This is a genomic window from Bacillus cereus (assembly GCF_002561295.1).
Lineage (GTDB): Bacteria > Bacillota > Bacilli > Bacillales > Bacillaceae_G > Bacillus_A > Bacillus_A cereus_S.
Genome location: NZ_NTUG01000025.1, coordinates 1 through 24,644, shown reverse-complemented (window position 1 = coordinate 24,644; position 24,644 = coordinate 1). Strand labels below are relative to the sequence as shown.

The following is a 24,644-nucleotide window of genomic DNA, read 5'->3' as shown; positions in this document are numbered from 1 at the left end:
CATACTTTTATACATCATCAACATATCGGCCGTTCGCCAAAGTTTGACACGCCGCTCCACTCAGAGCCCAAGCAACTTCTCTCCAAATTGAACGATACATACAATAATTAACACAATCGCTAACAGCCTCAATGCTACATATGTTACTTTACAAAATACATAAAGAAGCAAAATCAGCAAAATAAACGCTAAAATATCCATAATTTATAAAACTTAATAAATTTACATAAAAAAAAGATACCCTACTTGGCGTAAGACATCCTTAAATTACGGGTTTCTGTTGCAAAAGCTGGAACCATTCTCGTTCTAATTGTAAATAACCGGCTCCACTCTTTTCAGCATTCTTTAACTCACTTTCAGCCTTTTTCATATACGCATGAAAGGATTCCGCATCCTTCTCTAAATATTTTAAGATTGCATGTGTCCGGTAATACCCATGCGGGTCCAATTTTGTTATAGCTTTCGTGTGCTGCTTCATATCTTGTAAAGAAACATCGTCTATATCATATAGCACTTTATATAACACATACCAACTATGAAAACTACTGACAAAATATTTATTTTCTTTTGTAACAGGTATTTGTAAAACCTGTTCTAAGCAAGTGATTCCTGTCGCCATTCCTTCTCTATCACATCGTGAATAAAACGTAAGCATAAGATCGCTTAGTATTTCTTTTACCTCTTCCTTACCCTTTATTTTTTCTTCACTTATTTCTACTAACTTTTCATCCCACTCTTTTGGTCGTTTGTAGCTCCACAACTCACTAGATACTTGAATACTATGTAAATGTTGCTTCGCCTTTTCATCACCTTTAATTAAAATTAAAAACTGTTTCCCGTCACTAAGCATCATTCCCTTCATTGGAATCGCTGTAGCTAAAAAGATGACGAAATGTAATACAGAAAAGTATAAAAGAAATTGATAGTAACTCACCATGTATATGTAGCCTGACACAATACCAAAAACTAAACTTGTGATCGGTCCACCTAGCGTCATCCATGCCCACTTTTTTGAAAGGTTTGCTGTATGTATAGACGGAGGTAATAACATAGCTATGCCTCCGAAATACAACCACATTTTATTTTCCCTTATCCGTATTTTCTTTCCCTCTTTTTGAACGGTGATAGGTCCTGCTACCATAAATTTAAACTTCAGACCATTTAACAAACCAAAAATAACATGCCCTAGTTCATGAATGGCAAGAACAAGCACGAAAATAACTAACATTCCCCATATTTCCAACAGATCTTGTATTTTTTCCGGTCTCATCCATCCATATATAACTGAACAAACAAAAGCAATCATTATAGAAAAAGCTGGTCTTTTTAAAATATCCATTGCTTCTCTCTCCCCTGTAGCTTCTTCACATTAATAAATCATTTTTTTATGCATTTCATACATGTATTTCCCGATATGTAATATCCAAACAAATGAAATGATACCGATTAGAAAGAAATCCGCTTCCCTTACAACCGTATAACCAATTGACAGAATCCATGCCCATGCGAGCACGCCATTCGTAAATTGATATGCCTTGTAACCTGCTTCATGAACGATATGCTTTTGTCCCTCATCTGCATTTCTCGCCCACATTTCCATAGACTGTGAATATGTAACGGATTGTTCTGGATATAACTTGTTATATCGGTTCTTCATAATAAAGCCACTCCATATAACAAGAATCAAACATACAGTAGATATAACAAAGTTTACAATTTCAAATAACGCAGGAGTTCCGGCGGTAAATGAGCGATAATACATAATAGCAGCACAACTCGCCCAAGACCATACAATAACTTCACTTATACGTAAATAAATGAGCATAGTCCCTAGTTTACGCCCCTGCATACTTTCTTCTTCATCACGTAACTTCGCTAATGTTCGCATATTCTTTCCAAACAAGAATAACCCCACTGCACAAAACATAAACAGCGCAGCTATCGCAACATAAGAATCATCCCCAGTTGACCTAATATCAAAATAATGAACTAGTATGTATCCAGCGATTGCCCCCACTAGCATAGACATCAAGAATTTCATAATAAAAAACATTGTATCTTTTATCCTACTCTCCATCTTCTTCTTCCCCTTCTATTAACATAAATATCTCCTCTACCGGCACCCTAAAAACTTGCGCAATCTTAAGCGACAAAACAATCGATGGCGCATAATCACCGCGCTCAATTAAGCTGATCGTCTGCCTTGATGAATCGATTGCTTTCCCTAACTCACCTTGTGACATTCGGTGCTTCGCCCTGAATTCCCTCACTCGATTTTGAAGCTTCATATGTAACCTCTTTTCATTTAATTAATTAAAATTGTAAATAATATCCTTATGTTTGTCAATTATCCTTGTCATTTTGACACCAATACATGTCAAAATCAACTATACATTCATATTAAGAAATTTTATATAATATATTTAAAATACATATATTCAATTTCTTATTGGAGAAGATGGTAACTATCGTCACGGTCTATATGTTTCGAGTAAGTTTAACAGAAACGAATCTGTTTTCGAAATAAGCGAACATTCTTGGAGTTGGATAATAAAAAGAGACAGTGCCTATTAGCACTGTCTCTTCCAATTTTCGACATAGAATGGATTCCATATTAATTTACGCTTTGTACAAATACACGTTTTAATTGCTTGCGGAAACGAACTCCTAATGTAATGGCTGCAATGACAATCACACCGAAAATAATTTTCCCAATGTTTTGTCCAAGTACTCCAAATATATCATGCAAGTTTCCACCTAACCAATAGCCACCGATTAAGAAGAAAGATACCCAGAATAGAGCGCCAGAGTAGATCGTAATCGCAAAGCGGCGGAACGGTAAATTAATAATCCCTGCAAAATATCCAGTAAAATGGCGTACACCCGGAATAAAGAATCCGATAAAGATAAGGAAATATCCATATTTATCAAACCACATTCTCGTTAAATCAATTTTTCTTTGTGTTAAAAACACATACTTTCCATATTTTTGCACAAAAGGCATACCAAGTTTATTACCTAAAAAGTACTGAATTGTCATCCCAACACTTGTACCGATAAATGACAAGATAATTAACAGTGGTAATTGTAAGTCTCCTTTATGTGCCAAAAAACCTGCATACGCTAAAGTCGGTTCTCCTGGAAACGGAAGCGCAATATACTCTAGAAGTAAGCCAACAAGGACCACATAATACCCGTATTGCTGAAACAACTCATGAATCCATTCCATGTCGATCTCTCCTTTTCTATCTTTATCTATAACGTCCATCACGTATAAACTGTTACTATTATTCTATAAAAAAATTGTCGAAATAACTATCACAATAGCTTACATTTAGCTTACATTTTCGTAAGGTTAATACTAAAATACCCCATATTCATGCAAATTCCCCTAATATCTATTATATATTTGCAATTTTTTTCATTTCTCCTTTATTATATACGAAAAAATTACGTTTTTCTCTTATTTTCGTATAGTTCACTTCAAAAAATCTCATTTGTATTGAAAATATAAATGAGATTGCTATAAACTAGAATCATAATAACTAGCCATTGTTTTATTTCTTATTTTTCTATAACCAAACTCACACGCTCTTGTGAGTGGCGGAATTTTGTAGAGTTTTCACTCTGTTTCGTTCGCCCGTTGTCCTTCATTGGATAGCGGGCGTTTTTTATTTGTAAAAGGAGGGTTTTGTATGGAGAAATTTAAGTTTTCATTATTAGTTTTATTTGGCGCCTGCAGCTATGGCGTACTTTCGACAATTTTCAAACTTGGCTTTATGAATGGTTTTTCTGCGCCTGAACTATTAGGTGGACAATATGTATTTGGCTGGTTTGGACTTTTATTACTTGTTCTTTTCTTCTCACGTCATAAAATCTCGAAAAAACAAATCTTTTCCTTATTGGCTGTCGGAACAACAATGAGCATGACTGGCATTTTCTACGCCATTTCCGTAGAAGAATTACCTGCTTCTATCGCCGTTGTCTTACTCTTTCAATTCACATGGATTGGCGTAGTCATTGAAGCAATTGCTAATAAAACATTTCCAAGTCGTGAAAAGGTGATCTCAATTATCATTTTATTTGCCGGAACATTATTTGCAGGTGGCGTGTTTGAAGGACTTGGGCAAAGCTTCTCTACAAAAGGTATTATCTTTGGACTATTAGCTGCTGTCTCTTTTTCCTTTTATATTTTTGCAAGTGGACGCGTTGCTACTAATGTACCACCGTATACGAAAAGCTTTTTGATGACGACAAGCGCTACACTTATCGTTTGCTTCATCTTTCCACCGACCTTCTTAACAGATGGCGCCTTACAGGCTGGATTATGGAAATATGCATTCTTCCTTGGATTCTTCGGTGTTATTGTACCAGTCATTTGCTTCTCAATTGGTGTTCCAAAAGTAGGAACAGGGCTCGGAACCATTTTAGGCGCTGCCGAACTACCAACAGCAATCATCGCCTCTATTACACTTGTTCATGAAGTCGTATCGCCATTACAATGGCTTGGCATTGTTTGCATATTAGTTGGTATTTTCACACCGCAATTTCTTACTGCACGAAAAGAGAAGAAACGTAATATAGAACAAAGCGCCTAAAAAAGAGCACATGATGTGCTCTTTTTACTTTAATGCCTCGTATAGTTTTGCTACCTCTTTTTCAATTGCTTTGACATCAATTCTTTCAAACAACGGCTGTACACCCTTCACCCGCTCTGGTAATGCACTTTCACATTTCCAGCCCGCATTTGTAATTGCTAACATGTTCCGCACTCTTTCACTAGAGAAAGGTAAAAACGGCTCAAGTAACTGCGCAAAATTCACAATGAAATATACACAGGTGTAAATCGTCTCTTCACAAGCTGCAGGATCTTCTTCTCTTTGTTTCCAAGGCGCCTGTTCATCAAAATACTTATTCGCAAAGCGCACTGTTTCAAAGATGGTTTCTAATGCAACTTTAAAGTGAGCCTGTTCAATTGCATTCCCTACACTGCTATATAATTCTTCCACCTTTTCTTTCAGCTTTAAATTCACATGACCTTTTGGCACAGCACCGTCATAATATTTCTCAATGAACTTTAGTGTACGATTTACAAAATTCCCATATGCCCCTAAAAGCTCACTATTATGGCTATAAATAAATTCGCGCCAAGAAAAATCAGTATCGCGATTTTCTGGTGCATTAGTCGTTAGGAAATAACGAATTGAATCTGGATCATATCGCTCTAATATATCCGGTACCCATACGGCCCAGTTTTTACTTGTCGATAATTTTCGTTTCTCAACGGTTAAATATTCGTTAGAAACAATATGACGCGGAATGGCCTCTTCTCCGATTCCAAGCAATACAGCTGGCCAAATAATAGAATGGAACGGAATATTATCCTTACCATGCACATAGTACGTCTTCACACTACTACTCCAGAACTCTCCATCATCTTTCCCTGCTTCTTCAGCCCATCGTTTACTTGCTGAATAATAACCTGACACTGCTTCAATCCACACATAGATTTTTTTATCCTCATATCCCTTAACTGGAATTGGTACTCCAATTGGTAAATCGCGTGATACAGCCCGGTCCTGTAATCCTTCTTGTAAGTAACGCTCTGTTAATTGAACCGCATTATCACGCCATGTTCTTTTTTGTTTTGCAGTCGCTACTGCATCTTTAATCTGCTCGTGAAACTTATGCAGCGCAAAGTAGAAATGCTCTGTTTCCTTCACCGCTGGGGTATTTCCACACATCCATCAACTTAAAAATCCAGAATTACCCCAAAACGAAAAAATGAACTTTTTGTTACATGTTAACACAAAATTTCGTTCTGGAGGTACTATAAAATTTTAGCTGGATAGTGATGGGATCCTGACAGAAAACTAAGCCGGGTTGTCCTCATGCTAAGCTAAGGACGGCTCGGCTTTAATTTTTGGATTTAAAATTATATATTGCTTTATGTAGTCTGGTCACACCTTCTTTAATTTCTTCATTTTTTAGATGCCCATAACCTAAAATAATTCGATTATGATGTTTTCCTTTTTCTATAGTATGATCTTCTACAGGATATACTTTAACTCCAAACCGTTCGATCCATTCGAGTAATTCTTTTGAAAAATAGGATTCATTTAATTCAACAATTAGGTGTAAGCCTGTTGAATAACCGAAAATATTAACCCTATTCGAAAATGTTGTTTTTAAGCAATGAATAAGGAAGTTTTTTCGTTTTTTGTACATTTTCTTCATCTTCATAATATGTCGTTCCAAATAGCCTTCATCAATAAAACGGGCAAGGATAAGCTGCTCTAAAGAAGGGGTATGTAAATCCGAAAACCATTTTAGCTTGCGACATTTTTCAATAAGTTGTGAAGGAAGAATTAAATATCCCATTCTAAGGGCTGGTGATAAGATTTTACTAAACGAACCAATATATAATACACGATCTGAATCCAATCCCTGTAATGAACTTACAGGTGGTCCTTCATATCTAAATTCACTGTCATAATCATCCTCAACAAGATAACAATTTGTTCTTCTAGAGTAGTTAATCAATTGAATCCTTCGTTGAATTGGTAACGTTCCTCCTAACGGAAACTGGTGGGACGGAGTAACAAAGATAAACTTTGGATAATTATTTAATGGCAGCAACGATGTCTTCATTCCATATTCATCAACAGGTATAGGGTAAAGAAGAGCACCTGAAGTTTTAAATATAGTTTGAATATCATTGGTGATTGGATCTTCCATTATCACTGTATCATCGGGCGATAAAAGTAATTTAGAAACAAGTGTCATAGCTTGGGTTGCACCAGATGTAATCACAATTTGTTCTGGATGACAATCAACACCTCTTGTTTTCAGTAAATAGCGTGATAAAACCTGTCTTAATTCCGGACGTCCTTCGGGAATATCGTATCCAAAAGTAGAAGGTGCAATGTCATTCCATATGGTATGAGACAATTTTGCCCATGTCTTACGCGGAAATAAATCCAGTGCTGGTATACCTGAACGAAAGTTGATGATGTTATCATCTTTATTTTTATCTTCACTCCAATTCACAGAATGAAATGAAGGTGTTTTATTCTGTTGTTCTAAAAAAGTCCCTTCAGCAACAAATGTTCCAGCACCCCTTTTTGCAACTAAAAATCCTTCAGCCAATAATTGATCATACGCTTCCAAAATCACATTCCTGGATACATTCAACTCAGAAGATAGTTCACGTGTCGACGGTAGTTTTTCTCCTGATTGTAAGTCCCCGTTTAAAATTTGTTCTCGTATTTGCTGATAAACTTGTCTAATTAATGGTATATCTAATGACCGGTCAATAGGTATCCAAAGCATATTGAAATTTACTCCTTATCTAGAATTGGTACTTTGAAAATTCATTATAAATGGTACTAATATAAACCATTTTACCATGATAAAGTTTATGTAAATATGAAAAAGGAGATGTAAGTTATGACTAATCCAAAGGTTCAAGTCACCCAAGCACTTAAATCGGTTGCACGAAATGAACATATTAAATCTTATATTCAGCAGTCCAATGAACTCTATCCTTTATTATTGCAAGCCGCCAAACGGTTTGTAACCGGAGAGCATAGGCAAGATGGGCTTGCAACAGCAAAAGAACTGATTTCAAGAGGTTATTCTATTTCACTGGAATACATTGGTGAAAATACAACAGATTTAGAAGAATGCCGAAACGCCAAAAACGAGTTTTTGAATCTTATTGAAGAAATGGGTTTGTTCTCCATGAAGTCGACTGTTTCGTTTGATTTATCACATATTGGATTATCTGTGGATCCAGAAACAGCTTATATTCATTTACTTGAGTTAGCCAAGAAAGCAAATCTGTACGGCGTTACACTTATGATAAGTATGGAAGAAACATCAAAAACTGACGATATTCTTGATATCTATAAAAAAACAACTACGCAATATCCTAATGTAGGGATCACTATACAGGCACATTTATATAGGTCCAACAATGATGTTCAGGAATTAGTTCATTATCCTGGGAAAATACGAGTTGTCAAAGGGGCTTATCAAGAAACAGCTGATGTTGCTATGTCTAGATCAAAGGAATTAAATAATCGTTATCTTAAACTTGTAGAACAAATAATAGAATCTAACCACCCAGTATCCATAGCCACACATGATGAAATGCTTATTCAAGAAATGGAAAACCGTCAATACCTTAATCAACCCAACGTAGAAATGGAAATGCTCTACGGAATCCGTCCAGATTTGTTAATGGATTTAAAAAGTAAGGGGTACAACTGTAAAGTATATTTAACTTACGGAAAAGAGTGGTACTTGTATTTATGTCATCGAATAGCTGAATATCCGGAAAATCTATATCGTGCAGTAACGGATATGATCAATCCATCTTTAACAGACAGAAGTAGATTATATTGAACGAACATTAAATTCCAAATATAGGGTAGCACCAGATCGCTATCAAGCTAACAAAACTAAACTTCCTCAAAATGCAAAGATACGCTATTCTTTTTGTAGAAACATACAGAAAGGATGGTTCTGGTGCAAAAACTTCAAAACCACTGCAATGAATATCTAAATTTTGGACATACTGATACTATTAATCTAAAAATAGGGGCATGATCAGTATGGAAAACCAAAATGTATTCAAATGGAAACATTTTCAGCCTGATATTATTTTGTTAACAGTGAGATGGTACCTACGTTACAACTTAAGTTTTCGTGATTTGGTGGAAATGATGGAGGAGCGCGGATTATCCATGGCTCATACAACGATTATGCGTTGGGTTCATCAATATGGACCAGAATTAAATGAAAGAGTACGACGTCATCTTAAGTCAACCAATGATTCCTGGAGAGTCGATGAAACATATATCAAAGTAAAAGGTCAATGGATGTACTTATATCGTGCAGTTGATTCAGAAGGGAATACCATTGATTTTCATCTAAGTGAATCAAAAGATAAACAAGCAGCCATGCACTTTTTCAAAAAATCTTTGGCTGCTTCTCATGTTTGTAAGCCTCGCGTCATAACAGTAGATAAAAATCCAGCTTATCCTGTAGCGATTAAAGAGTTAAAAGAAGAGAAATGTATGCCTGAAGGCATACAAATGAGACAAGTGAAACATCTCAATAATATCATAGAACAGGATCATCGTTTTATAAAAAAGCGAGTTCGTTCGATGTTAGGATTGAAGTCATTTCGCACAGCTACTTACATACTAAGTGGCATAGAAGCCATGCATATGATAAAAAAAGAACAGGTTGATTTACGGGACCAGTCTGTTCAAAATCAGAAAGAATTCATCCAACAATTGTTTGGACTTGCAGCATAAGATACGATTCCGTTAGGAATCTATGTGCTTTATTATCTTTTATTCTATTTTTGCACCAGAACCATAATAAATACCCACTTACTTCCCCTGTGACATAGGAGTAAGTGGGTATTCTCTCTGTGAATATACTATGTTCGTATTTTCACCTAAAACTATCACTTTTTTCGATATTTTTCGGTCCGATTATCCTCAATGACACCTTCCCAATTCAATCCAAATGCGAAGTCGTAAATATTTCCTTCTTCATCAACATGACACTCCATGTCATGTGCAACATCTTCGAATTGTGTTTCTACAGTCTTCATATTCGCAGGCATCTGAAATGGTAGAAGGCCTGAAGGCTCGAAACTTCCTTTTAGTAATTCCATGATTACCTTATCTTCCATACCAAAATGCGTGAAAATAGCATCAACTTCTGCTTCAAACTCTTTAACAATTGTCGGATTGGATTGCATCAACGATACAATGACTGGTTTGCCTTGCATCTTTTTCTTTGTATCAAGAACAGCTTCTAAATCATGAGAATTGTATGTCGTAACAGTCTTGCCCTTGTATGATCGGTTAAGAACATCATTTTCTCTCGGATCACCTGCAATACTTTGTTCACGAACAAATTCGGCAGTATACGGTTTGTATTGAAGGCTGATTGGAACGTAGCCGTTCCCTCCATTTTCTGCGTCTTCTCTACTGTAACCCACCCCAGAGTTTGGACTCTCGATAAACACAAGTCCAAAATCCGCTTCTTCTGGGTCAATGACCACATCGAAGTAATTGGCTACAACGGTTAAATCAACAGGATGATACAACTTTTCAGGCATTGGCGAACCCCAGCTACTTTTCGATTCAGGTAGGTATCGCTTAGAAATATATACTTTTTTGCGCCCCTTTATAGGTAGTGTCTGCCCTTTATTTTTAAGCAGAACGATTGATTTTTGTTGTGCTTCATAACCTGCTTTTGAAAACTCTGGACAATTTACAATTTTTTCACTTTCTTCAGGCTGCAGGTATGGATTTTCGAATAAACCGAGACGGAATGTGTTTAGTAGCAAACGTACTGCCGATTTTTCAAAACGTGATCTCATAAATTCTTCTCCGTGTTCTTCGACACCCATTTGATAAGCCTCTAGCACAGGGGCCACTTCGTTATTTCCACCGAATTGGTCTACGCCAGCCATAATTAATTTATAGTGTCGCTCCGCTACAGAAAGATGTTCAACACCCCAAGACTTGCCACTAAATACATCATCCTTATTACCGTTCTCATCGTTTGTAATAGACCAATCGGTACAAACAACTCCATCGTAATTATATTTTTCTCGAAGTAAATCAGTAATTAGATAGGAGTTATAGGAATTGCCGACATTCTCTCCATTCTTTTTGTCTTGATCGTATGAAATTGTGTAGTATGGCATAATTGCAGAAGCTTGGCCTGTCTTTTCTTCAAGTTGGAAAGCCCCTTCAGTGAATGGTTTTAAGTGCTCCTCGAAGTTGTTTCCTGGGTATACAGCATATTTTCCGCAAGCAAAGTGCGCGTCTCTGCCACCTTCTCCTGAGCCACCGCCCGGCCAATGTTTTACCATTGCATTTACACTATCAAAGCCCCAACCGTTAGCAAGTTCGCGTCCATCCTTTGACGTCTGGAATCCATCTACATAAGCACGAGCCATATCGGTAGACAAGTTTGAATCCTCTCCAAAAGTGCCGTTAAATCGGAACCAGCGCGGATCGGTAGCAATATCAATTTGTGGTGATAATGCGGTCGTCATACCGAGGGCACGATATTCTTTAGAGGCAATGTCCCCAAATTGGCGTAGTATATCTGGATCAAATGTAGCTGCCAATCCTAACGGCTCCGGCCAACGTGATACACGGGAGGCCGCTCCTGCCCCAGCGTTAAATTCGGTACTCGAGTCGAATCCATGACGTGGATCGGAGCTAGTATTAGCAGGAATACCAAGACCTTCGCCCTCTATAAGGGCCTGTAATCGGTTGTTCCAGCGTGCTGCATATTCAGGGGTTTCCACCACCATAACTAGCATATGGCGAATATAATCTCGAGTTAAAAAAGCAATTTGCTCGTCTGTTAAGTCCCAAGGTTTTGCACCACTGTCAGCATATGGTTTACCGCTGTATGTTCCTCCGAACCACCCATCAGTTCTGGCTGGAATCATCTGGTGGGTACTGTATAGCATTAAGCCTGCAATTTCCTCGATAGATAGTCTAGAAGCTAAATCTTTTGCACGTTCCTCTGCGGGTAACCTCCAATCTTCGAAAGATTTCAAGATTCCATCCTTACTTAAGTTTTTGAAAAATAAATCGTCCTTTTGAATTATCTGAACCCCAGATGTAGTAGAATAACCAAGTTGTGGCCCTTTCTTATTTTCTATATATTGGATAGATGGCTCGTAATTTAATGTTGCTTCTGGTTTTAACATAAGTTTTCCTCCGTTTCAAATTTAAAATATAATTAAATGTTTTTCATATTCGAATCGAGATGCACGCACTTCTTTTTTTCTTCCAATGCCTCTCCGATTTCGGGCAACGGTTTTATAGTAAAGATACTGAAAAGGATACAAGCTGCCAATGCAATATAGAAGAATGGCCATCCTCCTGTTGTAAGCAAAAGCGGTGCGATTGCAGGGACAATTGATGTCGGAAGTGTGTTTGCTATATTCATAAGACCAAAATCTTTAGCGGCGTCTTCTTTACTCGGTAATATACGTGATACTAAAGCCATATCTACTGCTGTAAAACACCCAGCTCCAAGTCCAATGACAATGGTAGCTATGATAAAGGCCGTATAGTCTGGGACAAAAGCGAATACAAGTGTGCCAATCAACATGATAAAAGCAGAGACGTAAAGAAATGGCTTTTGCTTTTTTAATTTGTCAGACAGTATTCCACCTAGAACGCTAGTTAAAGCCATACAAGCAAACGAAATGATTTGGAGTGTCGCTACTCTTGATGTCGCCTCAGCTGCAGAATAACCCATACGATTAACCAGCATTACTGTTAAATAAGCAGAGGCACCAAACCCAAGCATCAGTAAAAACTTAGATAGCATTGCCCATGTGAATTCAGGGAATTTCCTCGGACTTGGGTAAATCCTGCTTAATTTCTCAGTTAATGAAATTTGATTCGTCTTCACACGCTCGATTTCGATTTTCCCTTCTTTAATAAAGAGCACACTAATGATAGGTCCCATGATACCTATTGCCGAAAGTAGAGCCCATTTCATTATTAATGGGGCGTCCGCCATGACTGTCATTAGCCCCATACCGATTGCAATAGCAATTGGAGCAACCAGCCCTAGAAGCCCTGACGTCGTACCTTGTTTCTCTTCTGGGACTTGGTCTGGAACAAGCGCATTAAAGGCTGCCATACCGAAGTTAAAGAATAATTGTGCTATGGACCAACCTACTACAACTTGCCAAATCTCTGTCGCCATTCCGACCCACAATAGAGTTACAGAGCCTATAAGTGGTCCAATAACGATCCAAGTTCTTCTACGGCCGAAGGCAATATTCGTTCGGTCACTGATAGCACCCCCTAATGGATTACCAATTAGCGCGAACAAAGCACCAATACTGGCTACGAGACCAAAGGAATACGTGTACCCATTTGGATCGATTTCCATCATTTTGAATGTCAATAATAGCATTGCTGGAGTCACGAGCGCTATCATCATACAAGCGTATCCAAACATAATGCCGAAAGTTAATCTTTTTATCGGTGTTCTAACTTGACCATGAATCAACGAACTAGACATTTCTTTGCACTCCCCTACTTTTTTTGTTGGTAAACGTTTTCATTTCAATTTAAAAATTTAAAGAAATATGGAAACTAGATTTCTTTAGTCTCAGCAAAAAAACCTCGTTTGGTGTGATCAGTATAAATGGTGATTTTTTGCTTATATTCAACTTCATATACTGTGTCATTAGATCCTTTTCCAATATAAAAGCGGAATCGTCCTTTTTCAACTATCCATTGGTTTTCACTATTTTGGAATGCCAGTTGATCAATACAGAATGTCAGTGAAACCCGTTTAACTTGACCAGCTTTAAGTGATATACGTCTAAAACCAATCAGTTCTTTTTGCGGACGTATAATGGATGCAAACTCATCAATTCCATATAATTGAACAACTTCATCACCCGCTACCCCTCCAACATTTTTTACATCGATGGATACAGTAAGATGCGGCATTTCATAAATCAATTCAACATCAAGTTTCCCATTCGAATATTCAAATTCCGTGTAGGATAAGCCAAATCCAAAGGGAAGTTGGGACGAACAGGATTCAGTTAAATAGCCTTTAGGGTTAATGTTATTATGCATTCCAGCATCTGAACGAGATCCATTGTGCTGGTAGAAATAAACGGGAGTTTGTCCTACATGACGAGGTATATCCACAGGCAATTTCCCACCTGGATTAGTTATACCCGCTATAGCACGCGCAATTGCATTTCCGCCGAAAGGCCCTGGTAGCCACCCTTCCAAAACTGCTGGTACATTTTCATAAATAAATGAATCTATTAATGGTTTATTGTCTGTATGCACAACAATCATGTTGTTATTAACAGCAAATACTTTCTGAACAAGTTCAGATTGAGCTCCGGGTAAAGTAATGTCAACATTATCAAACCCCTCTCCCCCCGTACTGTCAGACACCATACCCATTTTTCCTCCAACAGTCATAATTACGATGTCTGCTTTAGATGCAGCATCAATCGCTGTATTGAAATCGATTTCATTTCTTCTTTTAACATGACATCCCTGCACATATGAAGTGTTGGGATATATCTCTTTCAAACCCTCGAAAATTGTTTTTGAACCAGGATGTTCTTTTCGTATAACCTTATCAACTTCAGATATCCATTCTCTCTTTGATTTAGAGTCATCTGTTAGCATCTGTATTACATCAACTTCAACCCCCTGTATGCCTTTTTTGCCAGTATTCATAATATCTAGCATCATTTCATAATTAGTTGGATAAGTATAAGATCCATTCATCATGCAAAGGTTATTTCCAGTAGGGCCAATTACAGCGATAGAAATATTTTTATCACGCAATGGAAGAATACCGGCATTTTTAGTTAGGGTCATTAATTTGTCTGACACGTAAGCAGACTGGATATCATGTTCTGTATTATTTATCTCTTGAAAATCACGGTATGGTTGTTCAAATAAGCCAAGTTCAAATTTTAATTTTAGTACTCGTCCAACGGCTCGGTTAATATAAGATTCATCAACCTTTCTTTCTTTAACCGCTTCTCTAAGACTAACTCCATATCCATATGGAGTTGGCAACTCCACATCCAAACCGGCCATAATAGATTGTATACCTGCGTCTGTGCTATTTTCTGCCGTTTTAAATGTATTAACAAGCCTCATGATAGACATATAATCACTAATAACAAGACCATCAAATCCAAGATCATCTCTTAATAAATCTGTTAGAATTTCTTTAGATGCACATATCGGTTTCCCATTATATTCTGAATATGAGTTCATCACAGCTTTTAGATTCGTCTTACGAATTGCTGCCTCAAAAGGTTTTGCAAAATTTTCGCGTAGATCTCTCCAGTCTGTCTGGGTTCTAGTTTGATTTAAGCCGCCCTCTGTCATAGAATAGCCAAGAAAATGTTTTGCTGTGGCCGCTACACCATTATTCAAATTCGATCCCTGTAATCCGGAAACAAAGGCACAAGCCATAGCAGAAACTAACGTAGGATCGCTCCCATAATTTTCACCTGTGCGCCCCCAACGGAAATCCCTTGCTAGGTCTAGAACTGGAGACAAGGCTTGACGTACCCCAATATTTATCAGTTGCTTTCTAATTCGGTCGGCCATATCTTTTACAAGATCCGGAGCAAAGCTAGCTCCAAGGCCAATCGAAGTTGGGAATAATGCACAACCAGGCATTACAATACCACTTAAAGCTTCTGTATAAAATAGGGCTGGAATCCCTAGTTCAGTCTGTTCCATAATACTTTTTTGCAAGGAACGAATCTTTTCTGCACTCTCTTTTGGTGAGTTTAGCGTTGAAAAATATATAGCCTCACCAATTCCGTCCTCAAGCATTTTATTATTTATTTCTCCTTCACTTGTCAGAAGGAGCCCAGTTAATTGACGCATTTTTTGGTTTAATGTCATACGTCCCATAAGATCCTTTACTCGTTTATCAATAGTTAGAGATGCATCTTGGAATGGATATTTGTTCATGCTACTTCCCCTTTCAAATAATGCTTTGGGGCTATGAAATACACTTTTAAGTATATCAAGCCATTTTTTTTAGTTTTCCTAAAAAGTTGCAATCGTTCTCTTAATTTGTTGCATATGCACAAATTATTGTATATTTAAAATATGTATTTCAGTAAAATTAAGCACAATACTATATACTTTTTTAAAAGTAGGAGGAACTATGGTTCAGTCAGAGTTAGAATATGTTGAGTATATAAAAGAAGCACCAATGAAGTTTATGGTTCATTCAGTGGAGAATTCGAGCCCCCATTGGCATTATGAATATGAGTTATTCTTTGTTTTACAAGGTACAGTAACAGTAAATACAGAAAGTGGCTCTTTTAAACTTGGAAAAGGCGATATGATCCTTATTAACCCCTGTGAAATTCATTCAATTTCGCTCCCTGAAATAGGTAATATATGTATTTTCTTGCAGTTTAGCCCGGAATTAATTTCAGAAGTATATAATTCAGTTTTTCATTTTGAACTTAATACAAAATTGGATATACCTTTAAATAAAAAAGCTATTATAAATTTACAAACTTCTCTAGCAAAAATAGGTTTATTATTGCACGAAAAGCCAGATGGCTACCAATTCTTTGTAAAAAGCCAACTTTATTACTTGATAGGTAAATTCTTTCACCATCTTTCATATAGAATTAGTGAAACGAATGCCAACATATCCCCAAAGGAGGAATTTGAGGATTTTAATTTAATTAAACAGTACATTAAAGAACATTTCAAAGAAAATCTAAAGCAAGAACAGTTATGCAAAGCCATTGGAATGAGCCGATCTAAATTGTACCGTTCGCTCAAATCAGTTGGTTCTGTTTCAACAAAGGACCTTACAAATTATTATAGAATTGAATATACAAAAAATTTACTACGTAATACGAAATATTCTATACCTTATATTGTTACCGAAAGTGGATTTGAAAGTGATTCATCATTTTATCGGGTTTTTAAAGATTTAACCGGAGTTTCACCTAAACACTACCGTGAATCATCCTCCCAAAAAATAATTTATATTGGAATCCAAGGTTATACAGTTTACCCTATCTCAGATGCGATTTTACTTTTAAGAGAATACAGTCAAGAAGGGAACTCAAGATGAGCTCTCTTCTTACAATTGTTATAAAACATAGAGTTATACTGTTTAACACTCTAACCCTTTATGCCATGAACTTATAACACTTCTTTAAATAGACGCCAGGACTATATAGAACTTTAAGTGATAATATATATCCGATTCTAGACAATAACTTTGTAAATTCTTTCGTTTTTCCTTTATTATCCCAAACCCATGAGCAAAGTATATATCAGTGTTTCCATACGTTTTTATAATAGATTGGAATACACTCTCTAAGAACTCTTTCTCTATGCCAAGTATATTTTCCATAACTTGAAGATCTTTATCATTCAAATATGATGAAATTTTCTTCAATACTTTTTCGTTAAATTCTTTCATCGTTTCATTCGTCAATAGATAATCTTCTATAATTATTGCTTTCGGAACACCAAGCATTGATAAATTTGCCGATAAACTGCAAACAAACGGATTCGAGGTGACTCGCTTTGGTCCGAGTCAAAATCCTGGAGCAGCATTTATAACGCCTACGTATTCAATAAAAGAACCATTCAATCTTGTGATTTTTTTGGAAAACCTGCCTTCCACTAACTTAAAACCGACTTTATGGTTGCAGTGGTCGCCCTTATTCGCATGCGACTCATTCGGGAAGTACCCACTATTTCAATTTCTTTAGCCCATCCGTATCATTTATTCGATATTCCGAGAATCCCTGTCATGATTAATTGTTATCATACAAACGAAAATACTATAGATTATCTTGACAAAAAGTTAAGTGAGTTTTAATTAATCCTTTTTATAAAACGAGATGTTTATTCAAGAAAAGAAAAAATCATTTTGATCAAGCTTTTTTCAAAATGATTTCTTTTTATTTATCTTGATATATGGGTTCGTGTGATAGTTTTAATCACACTTTGTTTAAAAGCAATAATAAAATTGAAAACAAGTAATCATAATACTGCCTACTATTGTTAAATTAAATTATCAATATCTTCATCAAAGATTGAATTTGTACTTGAGGGAGATAACATGAATTCGCTCAATTCCTGTTTTTTACTGATAATATTATCTATCTTTTCTTCTAAAGTATTAACCGTAATAAGTTTATGTACTTGCACAAAATTCTTTTGCCCTATACGGTGTACACGATCAGTTGCTTGATTTTCAACTGCGGGATTCCACCAACGATCGAAATGTATAACATGGTTAGCTGCTGTTAAATTTAACCCTGTTCCTCCTGCTTTCAAAGAAAGGATAAAGATCGGCGCTCGTTTGTTTTGAAAATCTTCCACCATCTTTCTCCTATCCTTTTCTAAAGTACTTCCATTCAAAAACAAAACATCGACACCAAATTTATTCATAAAATGCTGCTGTAGTAATTCTCCCATTCTTACATACTGAGTAAAGAGAACTACACTTTCACCAGCTTCTAATATAGTACCAATTAGTTCATCAGTTAGTACTACTTTATTAGAACGCTCTGTAATGTTTGCTATATTATCTTCTTTTAAATATAGACCAGGATGATCACATAATTGTTTTAATTTCCCAATCATGGTCATCATATATGGCTTCCTTTTTTTCTTTGTTAAGTACTTTGTTTCAGCTTTTACTTCTTGTACCAATTTATTATATAACTCTTCTTGCTCGTCAGTTAAAGTACAGTATTGCTTCTGCTCTAATTTCTCAGGTAAATCCGCTTTTATTTTTTCTTCTTTCTTTGTTCTTCGTAGTATGAAAGGTTGAATTAATTGTTGCAACTGTTGCATTTTTTCTTGATTATGCTGTCGTTCGATTGGATCAACATATTGTCGCTTAAATACTTCTTGTGTTCCAAGAAATTTTGGGTTTAAAAATTCAACCAGTGACCAAAGCTCCATTAAACGATTTTCAATTGGTGTCCCACTTAATGCTATTCTCCCTTCACTGTTCATAGAGCGTATGATGCGAGATCTTTTTGTTTGGGCATTTTTGATGTGCTGCGCTTCGTCTAAACAAATAATATGCCAATTCATATTCTTAAAGAGGATATGATCATTCGTAAGTGTACTATAAGTCGTTAAAATAATATCGTATTTACCTACACACATTTTGAAACTATCCTTTTCACGTTCACTTCCATAGTGAATGTGAACTTTTATATTAGGAGCGAATTTACTAAATTCCTTCTCCCAATTGGCTATTAACGACGTAGGTACTATGATTAATGAAGTTTTTTGCTTATCACACACTTCATTAAAGAAAGCAATTGTTTGAATAGTTTTCCCCAAACCCATATCATCTGCCAATAAAGCACCGATTTTATGTGTATTTAGATGTACTAGCCACTTAGAACCATCTAATTGATATTGTCGTAATGTACAGTTTAAATTTACAACCTTCTTTAAGGAAGGCTTTCTTTTTTTTATAGCCTTCAATTGATTACTATATAATGGATTTTCCGAATTACCCGAGGGTAATCCTCTTTTTTCAATAGACTTCCAGTACTTAAATAACTCACTTAACTGTCCTGGGTTTTGCATACTTTCTGCATAAAATAAAGTCGCTACGATATGTTCACATAATGCGCCTTGAGAGCATGTACAAATATATTTTGATTCCTGAATTTCCACATCATGTTTACCAAATTTATCAGCAACTGCTGCTTGAATAGCATTTTCCTCATGACTATAATTATAAACTGCTCCTGAGCGGCTTAATTGGCGACCTGTTTTAACGATTTCTTTAACATAATCATTCGAACTGTCATACAGACTAAGAAAGTTCTTCCATAATAATATTACTTCCATCTACCATCACTCTCCTGTATCCTATATTTTATGAGAATATAAGAAAATAGATAGACTTGTGTTTTGTACTTTTCTGCATCAAAATAAATTTTTTATAATTACAAACGGCCAGGAAAAATATTGGTTCTGGTGCAAAGATTGCAGCCATCCCAAATAGGGGTCACCATACATGCCCATCAACTTAAGAGTGTAAACAAACTGAACTTGCGTTCAACTGGTTTAAAACATTCGTAAAATAGAAGTATATGCTTAAAAATGCGCATACCAAATAAACCCTAACGGGTTTCACTTTTTTAATTATGCAATTTTCTTTTGTTTTCTCAATTCATTATACTCATAGACAACACCCAGAATATCAAAGACAGTTTTCTTCTCATACCTGTGAGATTTTCGTCCATTCTTCTGTAGAAGATGAAACAAGCGGATTAAAACCCTTGTTATTTCTCGGGTGTTTTGCTGTATAGCTTGATAAAGAATGTATAGATGGTCTTGAATCATTCCAATAGCTTTATATTCACTTAATTCTCTTTTCTTCTTTTGTAAAATTAATTGTCGCATTTTAAACATAGTAGAAGAACATAGAAAAATAGCGATGAGTTTCCCATAAATGTGGCATTCTAATCGCTCTCGTTTGATATTTTGCCAATCATGAATTTGAAATAAGGATTTCCAAGTTTTAAAGATAATTTGTCGGGTAAAGGACTGGCGCGGTATCAGTTATGACCCGTTTCCAACCCCTCCCCATAAGAACTGCTCGTGAGGTTTTCCCTCAAGCAGCTCACCCCATAAACTTCATCAAAAGGGTTATGAGACCTATCAAATGGCAGACACTTTCATCGGTATCCCTCTGCACTTTTAAGGGAATGGACTTTCCAGTCCCAGTAGAGCCCCAGTACACCATAGAGATATTCATTACTCCATCTCTACCATCCGATACTACGCTTTCGTCGCCGTTTCCTTCTTGTCAGCAGTGTACGGATTTTCATCTCCGTATAGTCACGCACTTCGCTAAATGCTCCGCTGGAGTTTCCAACTCGAAAGTAGTTCACCCATCCCGTTAGTACGGCATTAATTTGTTTTACTAAGTCTTGTGCTGGTTTGGCTCCTGCGTTTTGAATGAGTTCGCGGATTCTTGCTTTCACTGCCATACGGGCTTTCTTCTTTGGGGTCATGCATATGAAGTGTCGGGTCTTATTTCGGTTCAGTACTCGCCTGAAATCGAATCCCAGAAAGGCAAAAGACTCTCCCTGTAAGACATCGACCATCCGAGTTTTCTCAAGATTCAGTTCAACTCCCAAAGGCTCCAATTGTTCCTGCAGTCGTCGCAGTGCTAGTTCAGCCCAGCCCCGTTTACTGGAGTGCCCACTTACGGTGATAACCATATCATCGGCAAATCGGTGATAGTTCACAGCTTCATAGTTGCCTTCCGTCGTTTTACGCCGAATGGCATCAAATGTCCAATCTACCTCATTCAAGTAGATGTTTGCCGCTAGTGGTGAGAACGGTCCCCCTTGCGGGACTCCAATCTTCCCTGCAGCTTTTACCACCTGTTTTACTAGGCGCATAACTTGGTGGTCTTGGACACGATTTGCGATTTTCCTCAGTAGGATATTATGCCGGATTGTATCAAAGTAACGTGACAAATCAACATCAATGACTGTGGTCATACGACGCAGCACACTGCGTCGCACTTCTGCCAGCGCTTGATGCGGGGAGCGTTTTGGTCGGAATCCGTAGGAATTTGGGCAGAAATCAGCCTCAAAGATAGCTTCCAATATGAGTTTTAGCGCTCCTTGGACCACACGGTCCCGTATACACGGGATTTGCAGTGTCCGCATTTTGCCGTTTGCTTTTGGGATTTCTACTTTACGATTAGCTTGTGGTTGATATGTTCCAGCCTGCAGTTCTTCTTGGATGTTCTTTAAAAACGGTATAACTCCCTCTAGTTCTATATCAGCGAAACTATGACCGTCGATACCTGGGGCACCGCCGTTTTTCCTCGCATGCTGATATGCTTCATGGAGGGTTGTTAGTTTGGTAATGTGGGAAAATAGTCCCCAAAACCGATGCGTAGGTTCAGACTTCGCCTTTTGATAGATTCGCCGCCTTAGTTCCTGCAAAGTAATAGGTGTTTTTGTCATGGCACCCTTGCCTCCTTTGGTCGTACGAAATATTTACAGGTTCGGACCCTTCCCTCCCCGCGCGTTTTGCTGCACGCAGATCTCTGGTACTACGATCCGTTCCGCCACCCTGACACCTACCGTTCTCACTTCCCGATCGCGGTTATAGAGACGGTCTCCTCGATGAGGTTTCTTCATCGGGTGTCGAGGGCTTCTCCAGTTTCCACATTATCTTTCTCTCCATGTCGCCGGTGAGAACTGCCGTTCCAGACTCGTTTCGGTCAGTTCTTGCTGCTTTCGCACGTTATCGACCGTCTCAGCCACCGGAATTGCGTGTAACGAGGCTACGTCTACGTTCACTGTACGTTACAACCTGGAGATTTGCCCACATGCCTTTTGCATGTGATGTCAGAGGGCTTCGCCATGTCGCTTTCACTTCATGGTGCCTCTCAGGCTACGGGAGTGGAGTCTATTCTCCCGATTGGACTTTCACCAACTAGATAATGTGTCCTTATCTGGACACGCCAATCTGCCAGCGAAGAGAATAAAAATCATGTATTTGTTCCATCGGAACCCATTCCAAAGGTGTATTGGTAACATATAGGTTCATACCAGCTAAGCGTTTACTTTTCTCTGAGTACGTAATACCCTTTTTACTTTCCGTATACACTTGTTTTTTCTTACGTTCTCGAAGTTGCTTTTCAGTTAATCGATATATAATAACTCGTGTAAATAGTTTTTTATCCTTTCCAATATAAGCTTCTGTTATTTCATGGACCTGTCCTGGTTTTAAGGTATTCATAATGTGTTCTAAATCAACTTTGATGTACTGAGATTGTTTTTTTACTGTCCCATTTCGAAAGTATTCAGGAAACTCATTTTTGATATATACCATATTATTTAGTTTAAGCCGCGATATATAATACACGCCACGTTGGTCCATTTGATCTAAATCATCCAGTGAATAATAGCCTAAATCCCGAATACATAGATCGCCAGGTCGTAATGTCGCTAAACATTCTGTTCCAAAGGTCTTATCATTGTTCTTCCCCGGTTCAACTTGAAAATTTAAAAACTGTCCGCTATGTAAATCATATTCTAATTGAATCTTTATACCCGCTGTTTGTGCACAACCACCTGATCCAGGATACACATTAGCTAAATGTTTTGGTACTTGAAAAATCGTAGCATCTAAAATACGAATTCGTTGAAAGTACATGAATGCCGCGCTTGAAATGGCCGATGTTTCACAAAGTTTACTTTTCCATAACACAGAAAAAATGTATTTCAAAAACGCAACAGCTTTCCCATTAAAGCGCTTATTGAGTCCTTCTGGACTCATCAGAGTGCCTGTGGCTGCGTGTAATTGGCTACATAATCTAACAAGGGAATCGCTCGCTGTACGTTGACTTACCCAGATACAAATAGTAGCTAATTCATTTCCTGAAAATTTTCGTTTTCTTTTTACAAACCCTAATTCTTTTGCAAGTTTGTCTAAAAGAGAAGGGGTTAAATGATGGTACAGTTCTTCAGAAAATAGTTGTAACTCATCTGGAATCGAAAGATTCATAAAAAACGTCATCCTTTCTAAACAAGTTACCTAAAAAAGATAAGAATATAAATTATTTTCAATAAATCACCCTAGAATTAAAAGGATGATTATATAAAAGAATCGACAAGTTATGTTAGAATATTATAAAAGTTATAAAAGAGAAATAATAGAAGTAAATAAAAAGAGTATATAAACACCGGAGAACAAAAAATACACCCTTATTTTACATTTTATTAAAGGGTGTATTTTTTGTACCGACATTTTTAGGCATGAAATGTCGGTTATTATTATCTATTATGTATTAAAGTAAATATTTGAAAGGAAGTAAACTTATGGATTGGCTTGAAAGAATGAATAATGCATTGGACTACATTGAGAATAGTTTAGATGAAGAAATAGATTACAAGAAGATTGCAAAGGCAGCTAATTGCTCTGAGTTTCATTTTTCAAGAATGTTTTCTTCAATCTCAGGTGTGTCGCTTTCAGAATATATTAGACGAAGACGTTTAACGCTTGCAGCATTTGAAATTCAAAAAAATGATATTCGAACTATCGATGTAGCAATTAAATACGGTTACGTTTCTTCCGATGCTTTCTCACGTGCTTTTAAAAAAATACATGGAATAACCCCTTCTAATGCTCGTAATAAAGGAGTACAGTTAAAAGCCTTTCCGAAAATTTCCTTCCAAATTTCTATTAAAGGAGGTACCGAGATGGATTACAGAATCGAAAATCTCGATTTTGAGTTAAGAATTGTAGGAAAGAGTAAACCTATAAAAACAAGAAGCGCATTTAAAAAAATCCCTACACTTTGGAACACTGCGAAAAAAGACGGATTTATGCAAGAATTAATAGATATGTCATGGGAAAATCCAAAATGCACGCTAGAAAGCCTTTTGGGGGTTTGTGGAAAAGAAGCCGCCATAACAGATGAAGAGTTTTCCTACTTTATGGGTGTAAGGTATGATGGGGAAGTATCAGCTGATATGGAAACATTAATTATTCCTGCAAGCACATGGGCAGTTTTTCCGAATATAGTGGATGCATGGAAACGCTTATATTCTGAGTGGGTCCCAACCTCTGAGTATGAACTTGCAAATTTACCGTGCATAGAATGTTATTACGGTCCGAAACATAAACCGAGACATGAACTCTGGGTTCCTGTTATACCGAAATAAAATACACATTCAATAAAAAAGAAGCTGTTTATGGAGGGATGAAAAAAACACTCTGAATTTAAACGCTTAGAAATTTGAGCTTTTTATATTGTGAGTAACCGAATCATAACCTAAAAACTTACGTTCCCGTTGTACAAAAGCTAATTTTCTAGCAAACTCTTCTAAAGAGTAAGATATCGATGTAATTCTTCAGCAAATAATTGGAGTTCACTTTGAATCGGAAGATTCATAAAAAACGTCATCCTTTCTAATTGAACTTGTTTAGAGAGAATAACGTTTTTTTTATTGGGGGAAGTTAATATTCTTAAGTTGATGGGCATGGGGTATTTCCACACATCCATCAACTTAA

16 protein-coding genes and 5 pseudogenes are annotated in these 24,644 nt (G+C 36.9%); 5 read left to right on the top strand and 16 right to left on the bottom strand.

The window, feature by feature from the left end:
* Window positions 1–60: 60 nt before the first annotated feature.
* From CN373_RS15240 to CN373_RS15220, 5 genes are all read right to left on the bottom strand, one after another.
* Window positions 61–201, bottom strand: coding sequence for a DUF3985 family protein (locus CN373_RS15240; protein ID WP_002058335.1), 141 nt, complete (start codon window positions 199–201; stop codon window positions 61–63).
* Window positions 202–262: 61 nt separating this feature from the next.
* The gene (locus CN373_RS15235) at window positions 263–1,339 is read right to left on the bottom strand and encodes a M50 family metallopeptidase (protein ID WP_000353382.1); all 1,077 of its coding nucleotides are present in this window, start codon (window positions 1,337–1,339) and stop codon (window positions 263–265) included.
* A gap of 30 nt (window positions 1,340–1,369) precedes the next feature.
* A complete protein-coding gene (locus tag CN373_RS15230; RefSeq protein ID WP_000445830.1) occupies window positions 1,370–2,077 on the bottom strand; it encodes a DUF3169 family protein in 708 nt (235 codons plus the stop codon).
* Window positions 2,067–2,288, bottom strand: a complete 222-nt coding sequence (locus CN373_RS15225) for a helix-turn-helix transcriptional regulator (RefSeq protein WP_000776150.1) — start codon at window positions 2,286–2,288, stop codon at window positions 2,067–2,069. Before CN373_RS15225 ends, CN373_RS15230 begins: the two co-directional genes overlap by 11 nt.
* Before the next feature lie 326 nt (window positions 2,289–2,614).
* Window positions 2,615–3,229, bottom strand: a complete 615-nt coding sequence (locus tag CN373_RS15220; protein ID WP_000454746.1) for a DedA family protein — start codon at window positions 3,227–3,229, stop codon at window positions 2,615–2,617.
* Between the two features lie 466 nt (window positions 3,230–3,695).
* Between CN373_RS15220 and CN373_RS15215 the strand changes: the two genes are divergently transcribed.
* The gene (locus CN373_RS15215) at window positions 3,696–4,598 is read left to right on the top strand and encodes an EamA family transporter (RefSeq protein WP_000410452.1); all 903 of its coding nucleotides are present in this window, start codon (window positions 3,696–3,698) and stop codon (window positions 4,596–4,598) included.
* Window positions 4,599–4,622: 24 nt separating this feature from the next.
* Here CN373_RS15215 and CN373_RS15210 read toward each other — a convergent pair.
* Both CN373_RS15210 and CN373_RS15205 read right to left on the bottom strand, forming a co-directional pair.
* Window positions 4,623–5,744, bottom strand: a pseudogene (locus tag CN373_RS15210) (methionine--tRNA ligase); the annotation flags it as partial.
* Between the two features lie 172 nt (window positions 5,745–5,916).
* Entirely contained in the window at window positions 5,917–7,332 is a 1,416-nt protein-coding gene (locus CN373_RS15205; RefSeq protein WP_098359628.1) for a PLP-dependent aminotransferase family protein, read from the bottom strand.
* Between the two features lie 117 nt (window positions 7,333–7,449).
* Between CN373_RS15205 and CN373_RS15200 the strand changes: the two genes are divergently transcribed.
* Both CN373_RS15200 and CN373_RS15195 read left to right on the top strand, forming a co-directional pair.
* Complete coding sequence (locus CN373_RS15200) at window positions 7,450–8,409, top strand: proline dehydrogenase family protein (protein WP_002203323.1); 960 nt, start codon at window positions 7,450–7,452, stop codon at window positions 8,407–8,409.
* A gap of 209 nt (window positions 8,410–8,618) precedes the next feature.
* The gene (locus CN373_RS15195; protein ID WP_098359627.1) at window positions 8,619–9,326 is read left to right on the top strand and encodes an IS6 family transposase; all 708 of its coding nucleotides are present in this window, start codon (window positions 8,619–8,621) and stop codon (window positions 9,324–9,326) included.
* Window positions 9,327–9,481: 155 nt separating this feature from the next.
* Here CN373_RS15195 and CN373_RS15190 read toward each other — a convergent pair whose 3' ends face one another.
* From CN373_RS15190 to CN373_RS15180, 3 genes are all read right to left on the bottom strand, one after another.
* Window positions 9,482–11,761, bottom strand: a complete 2,280-nt coding sequence (locus tag CN373_RS15190; RefSeq protein ID WP_098359626.1) for a glycoside hydrolase family 3 protein — start codon at window positions 11,759–11,761, stop codon at window positions 9,482–9,484.
* Window positions 11,762–11,793: 32 nt separating this feature from the next.
* Window positions 11,794–13,095, bottom strand: coding sequence for an MFS transporter (locus tag CN373_RS15185; protein WP_098359625.1), 1,302 nt, complete (start codon window positions 13,093–13,095; stop codon window positions 11,794–11,796).
* Window positions 13,096–13,169: 74 nt separating this feature from the next.
* On the bottom strand, window positions 13,170–15,551 hold the full coding sequence (locus CN373_RS15180; protein ID WP_098359624.1) for a beta-glucosidase: 2,382 nt from the start codon (window positions 15,549–15,551) through the stop codon (window positions 13,170–13,172).
* A gap of 199 nt (window positions 15,552–15,750) precedes the next feature.
* Here CN373_RS15180 and CN373_RS15175 point away from each other — a divergent pair, with 199 nt between their 5' ends.
* The gene (locus CN373_RS15175) at window positions 15,751–16,683 is read left to right on the top strand and encodes a helix-turn-helix domain-containing protein (protein ID WP_098359623.1); all 933 of its coding nucleotides are present in this window, start codon (window positions 15,751–15,753) and stop codon (window positions 16,681–16,683) included.
* Between the two features lie 84 nt (window positions 16,684–16,767).
* Here the strand turns inward: CN373_RS15175 and CN373_RS26185 are convergent, their stop codons facing one another.
* The 5 genes and pseudogenes from CN373_RS26185 to CN373_RS15150 form a co-directional block, all read right to left on the bottom strand.
* The gene (locus tag CN373_RS26185; RefSeq protein WP_098359622.1) at window positions 16,768–17,094 is read right to left on the bottom strand and encodes a tyrosine-protein phosphatase; all 327 of its coding nucleotides are present in this window, start codon (window positions 17,092–17,094) and stop codon (window positions 16,768–16,770) included.
* Between the two features lie 533 nt (window positions 17,095–17,627).
* Complete coding sequence (locus CN373_RS15165) at window positions 17,628–19,445, bottom strand: DEAD/DEAH box helicase (protein WP_098359621.1); 1,818 nt, start codon at window positions 19,443–19,445, stop codon at window positions 17,628–17,630.
* A gap of 297 nt (window positions 19,446–19,742) precedes the next feature.
* Window positions 19,743–20,135 (bottom strand): annotated as a pseudogene (locus CN373_RS15160) (IS4 family transposase); the annotation flags it as partial.
* 143 nt (window positions 20,136–20,278) lie between these two features.
* Window positions 20,279–21,586 (bottom strand): annotated as a pseudogene (gene ltrA, locus CN373_RS15155) (group II intron reverse transcriptase/maturase).
* A gap of 499 nt (window positions 21,587–22,085) precedes the next feature.
* Window positions 22,086–23,135: pseudogene (locus CN373_RS15150) on the bottom strand (IS4 family transposase); the annotation flags it as partial.
* Between the two features lie 314 nt (window positions 23,136–23,449).
* On the opposite strand from CN373_RS15150, the gene CN373_RS15145 reads away from it, so the two are divergent.
* Window positions 23,450–24,295, top strand: a complete 846-nt coding sequence (locus CN373_RS15145; protein WP_098359620.1) for an AraC family transcriptional regulator — start codon at window positions 23,450–23,452, stop codon at window positions 24,293–24,295.
* A 161-nt stretch (window positions 24,296–24,456) separates the two neighbouring features.
* Here CN373_RS15145 and CN373_RS25715 read toward each other — a convergent pair.
* Window positions 24,457–24,644, bottom strand: a pseudogene (locus CN373_RS25715) (hypothetical protein); the annotation flags it as partial.

What these genes read in the sequence shown, in the direction of transcription:
- CN373_RS15185 (WP_098359625.1), bottom strand. Translation starts at nt 13,095, where the DNA reads ATGTCTAGTTCGTTGATTCATGGTCAAGTTAGAACACCGATAAAAAGA.
- CN373_RS15225 (WP_000776150.1), bottom strand. Translation starts at nt 2,288, where the DNA reads ATGAAGCTTCAAAATCGAGTGAGGGAATTCAGGGCGAAGCACCGAATG.
- CN373_RS15230 (WP_000445830.1), bottom strand. Translation starts at nt 2,077, where the DNA reads ATGGAGAGTAGGATAAAAGATACAATGTTTTTTATTATGAAATTCTTG.
- CN373_RS15200 (WP_002203323.1), top strand. Translation starts at nt 7,450, where the DNA reads ATGACTAATCCAAAGGTTCAAGTCACCCAAGCACTTAAATCGGTTGCA.
- CN373_RS15235 (WP_000353382.1), bottom strand. Translation starts at nt 1,339, where the DNA reads ATGGATATTTTAAAAAGACCAGCTTTTTCTATAATGATTGCTTTTGTT.
- CN373_RS15240 (WP_002058335.1), bottom strand. Translation starts at nt 201, where the DNA reads ATGGATATTTTAGCGTTTATTTTGCTGATTTTGCTTCTTTATGTATTT.
- CN373_RS15195 (WP_098359627.1), top strand. Translation starts at nt 8,619, where the DNA reads ATGGAAAACCAAAATGTATTCAAATGGAAACATTTTCAGCCTGATATT.
- CN373_RS26185 (WP_098359622.1), bottom strand. Translation starts at nt 17,094, where the DNA reads ATGCTTGGTGTTCCGAAAGCAATAATTATAGAAGATTATCTATTGACG.
- CN373_RS15145 (WP_098359620.1), top strand. Translation starts at nt 23,450, where the DNA reads ATGGATTGGCTTGAAAGAATGAATAATGCATTGGACTACATTGAGAAT.
- CN373_RS15180 (WP_098359624.1), bottom strand. Translation starts at nt 15,551, where the DNA reads ATGAACAAATATCCATTCCAAGATGCATCTCTAACTATTGATAAACGA.
- CN373_RS15205 (WP_098359628.1), bottom strand. Translation starts at nt 7,332, where the DNA reads ATGCTTTGGATACCTATTGACCGGTCATTAGATATACCATTAATTAGA.
- CN373_RS15175 (WP_098359623.1), top strand. Translation starts at nt 15,751, where the DNA reads ATGGTTCAGTCAGAGTTAGAATATGTTGAGTATATAAAAGAAGCACCA.
- CN373_RS15215 (WP_000410452.1), top strand. Translation starts at nt 3,696, where the DNA reads ATGGAGAAATTTAAGTTTTCATTATTAGTTTTATTTGGCGCCTGCAGC.
- CN373_RS15190 (WP_098359626.1), bottom strand. Translation starts at nt 11,761, where the DNA reads ATGTTAAAACCAGAAGCAACATTAAATTACGAGCCATCTATCCAATAT.
- CN373_RS15165 (WP_098359621.1), bottom strand. Translation starts at nt 19,445, where the DNA reads ATGGAAGTAATATTATTATGGAAGAACTTTCTTAGTCTGTATGACAGT.
- CN373_RS15220 (WP_000454746.1), bottom strand. Translation starts at nt 3,229, where the DNA reads ATGGAATGGATTCATGAGTTGTTTCAGCAATACGGGTATTATGTGGTC.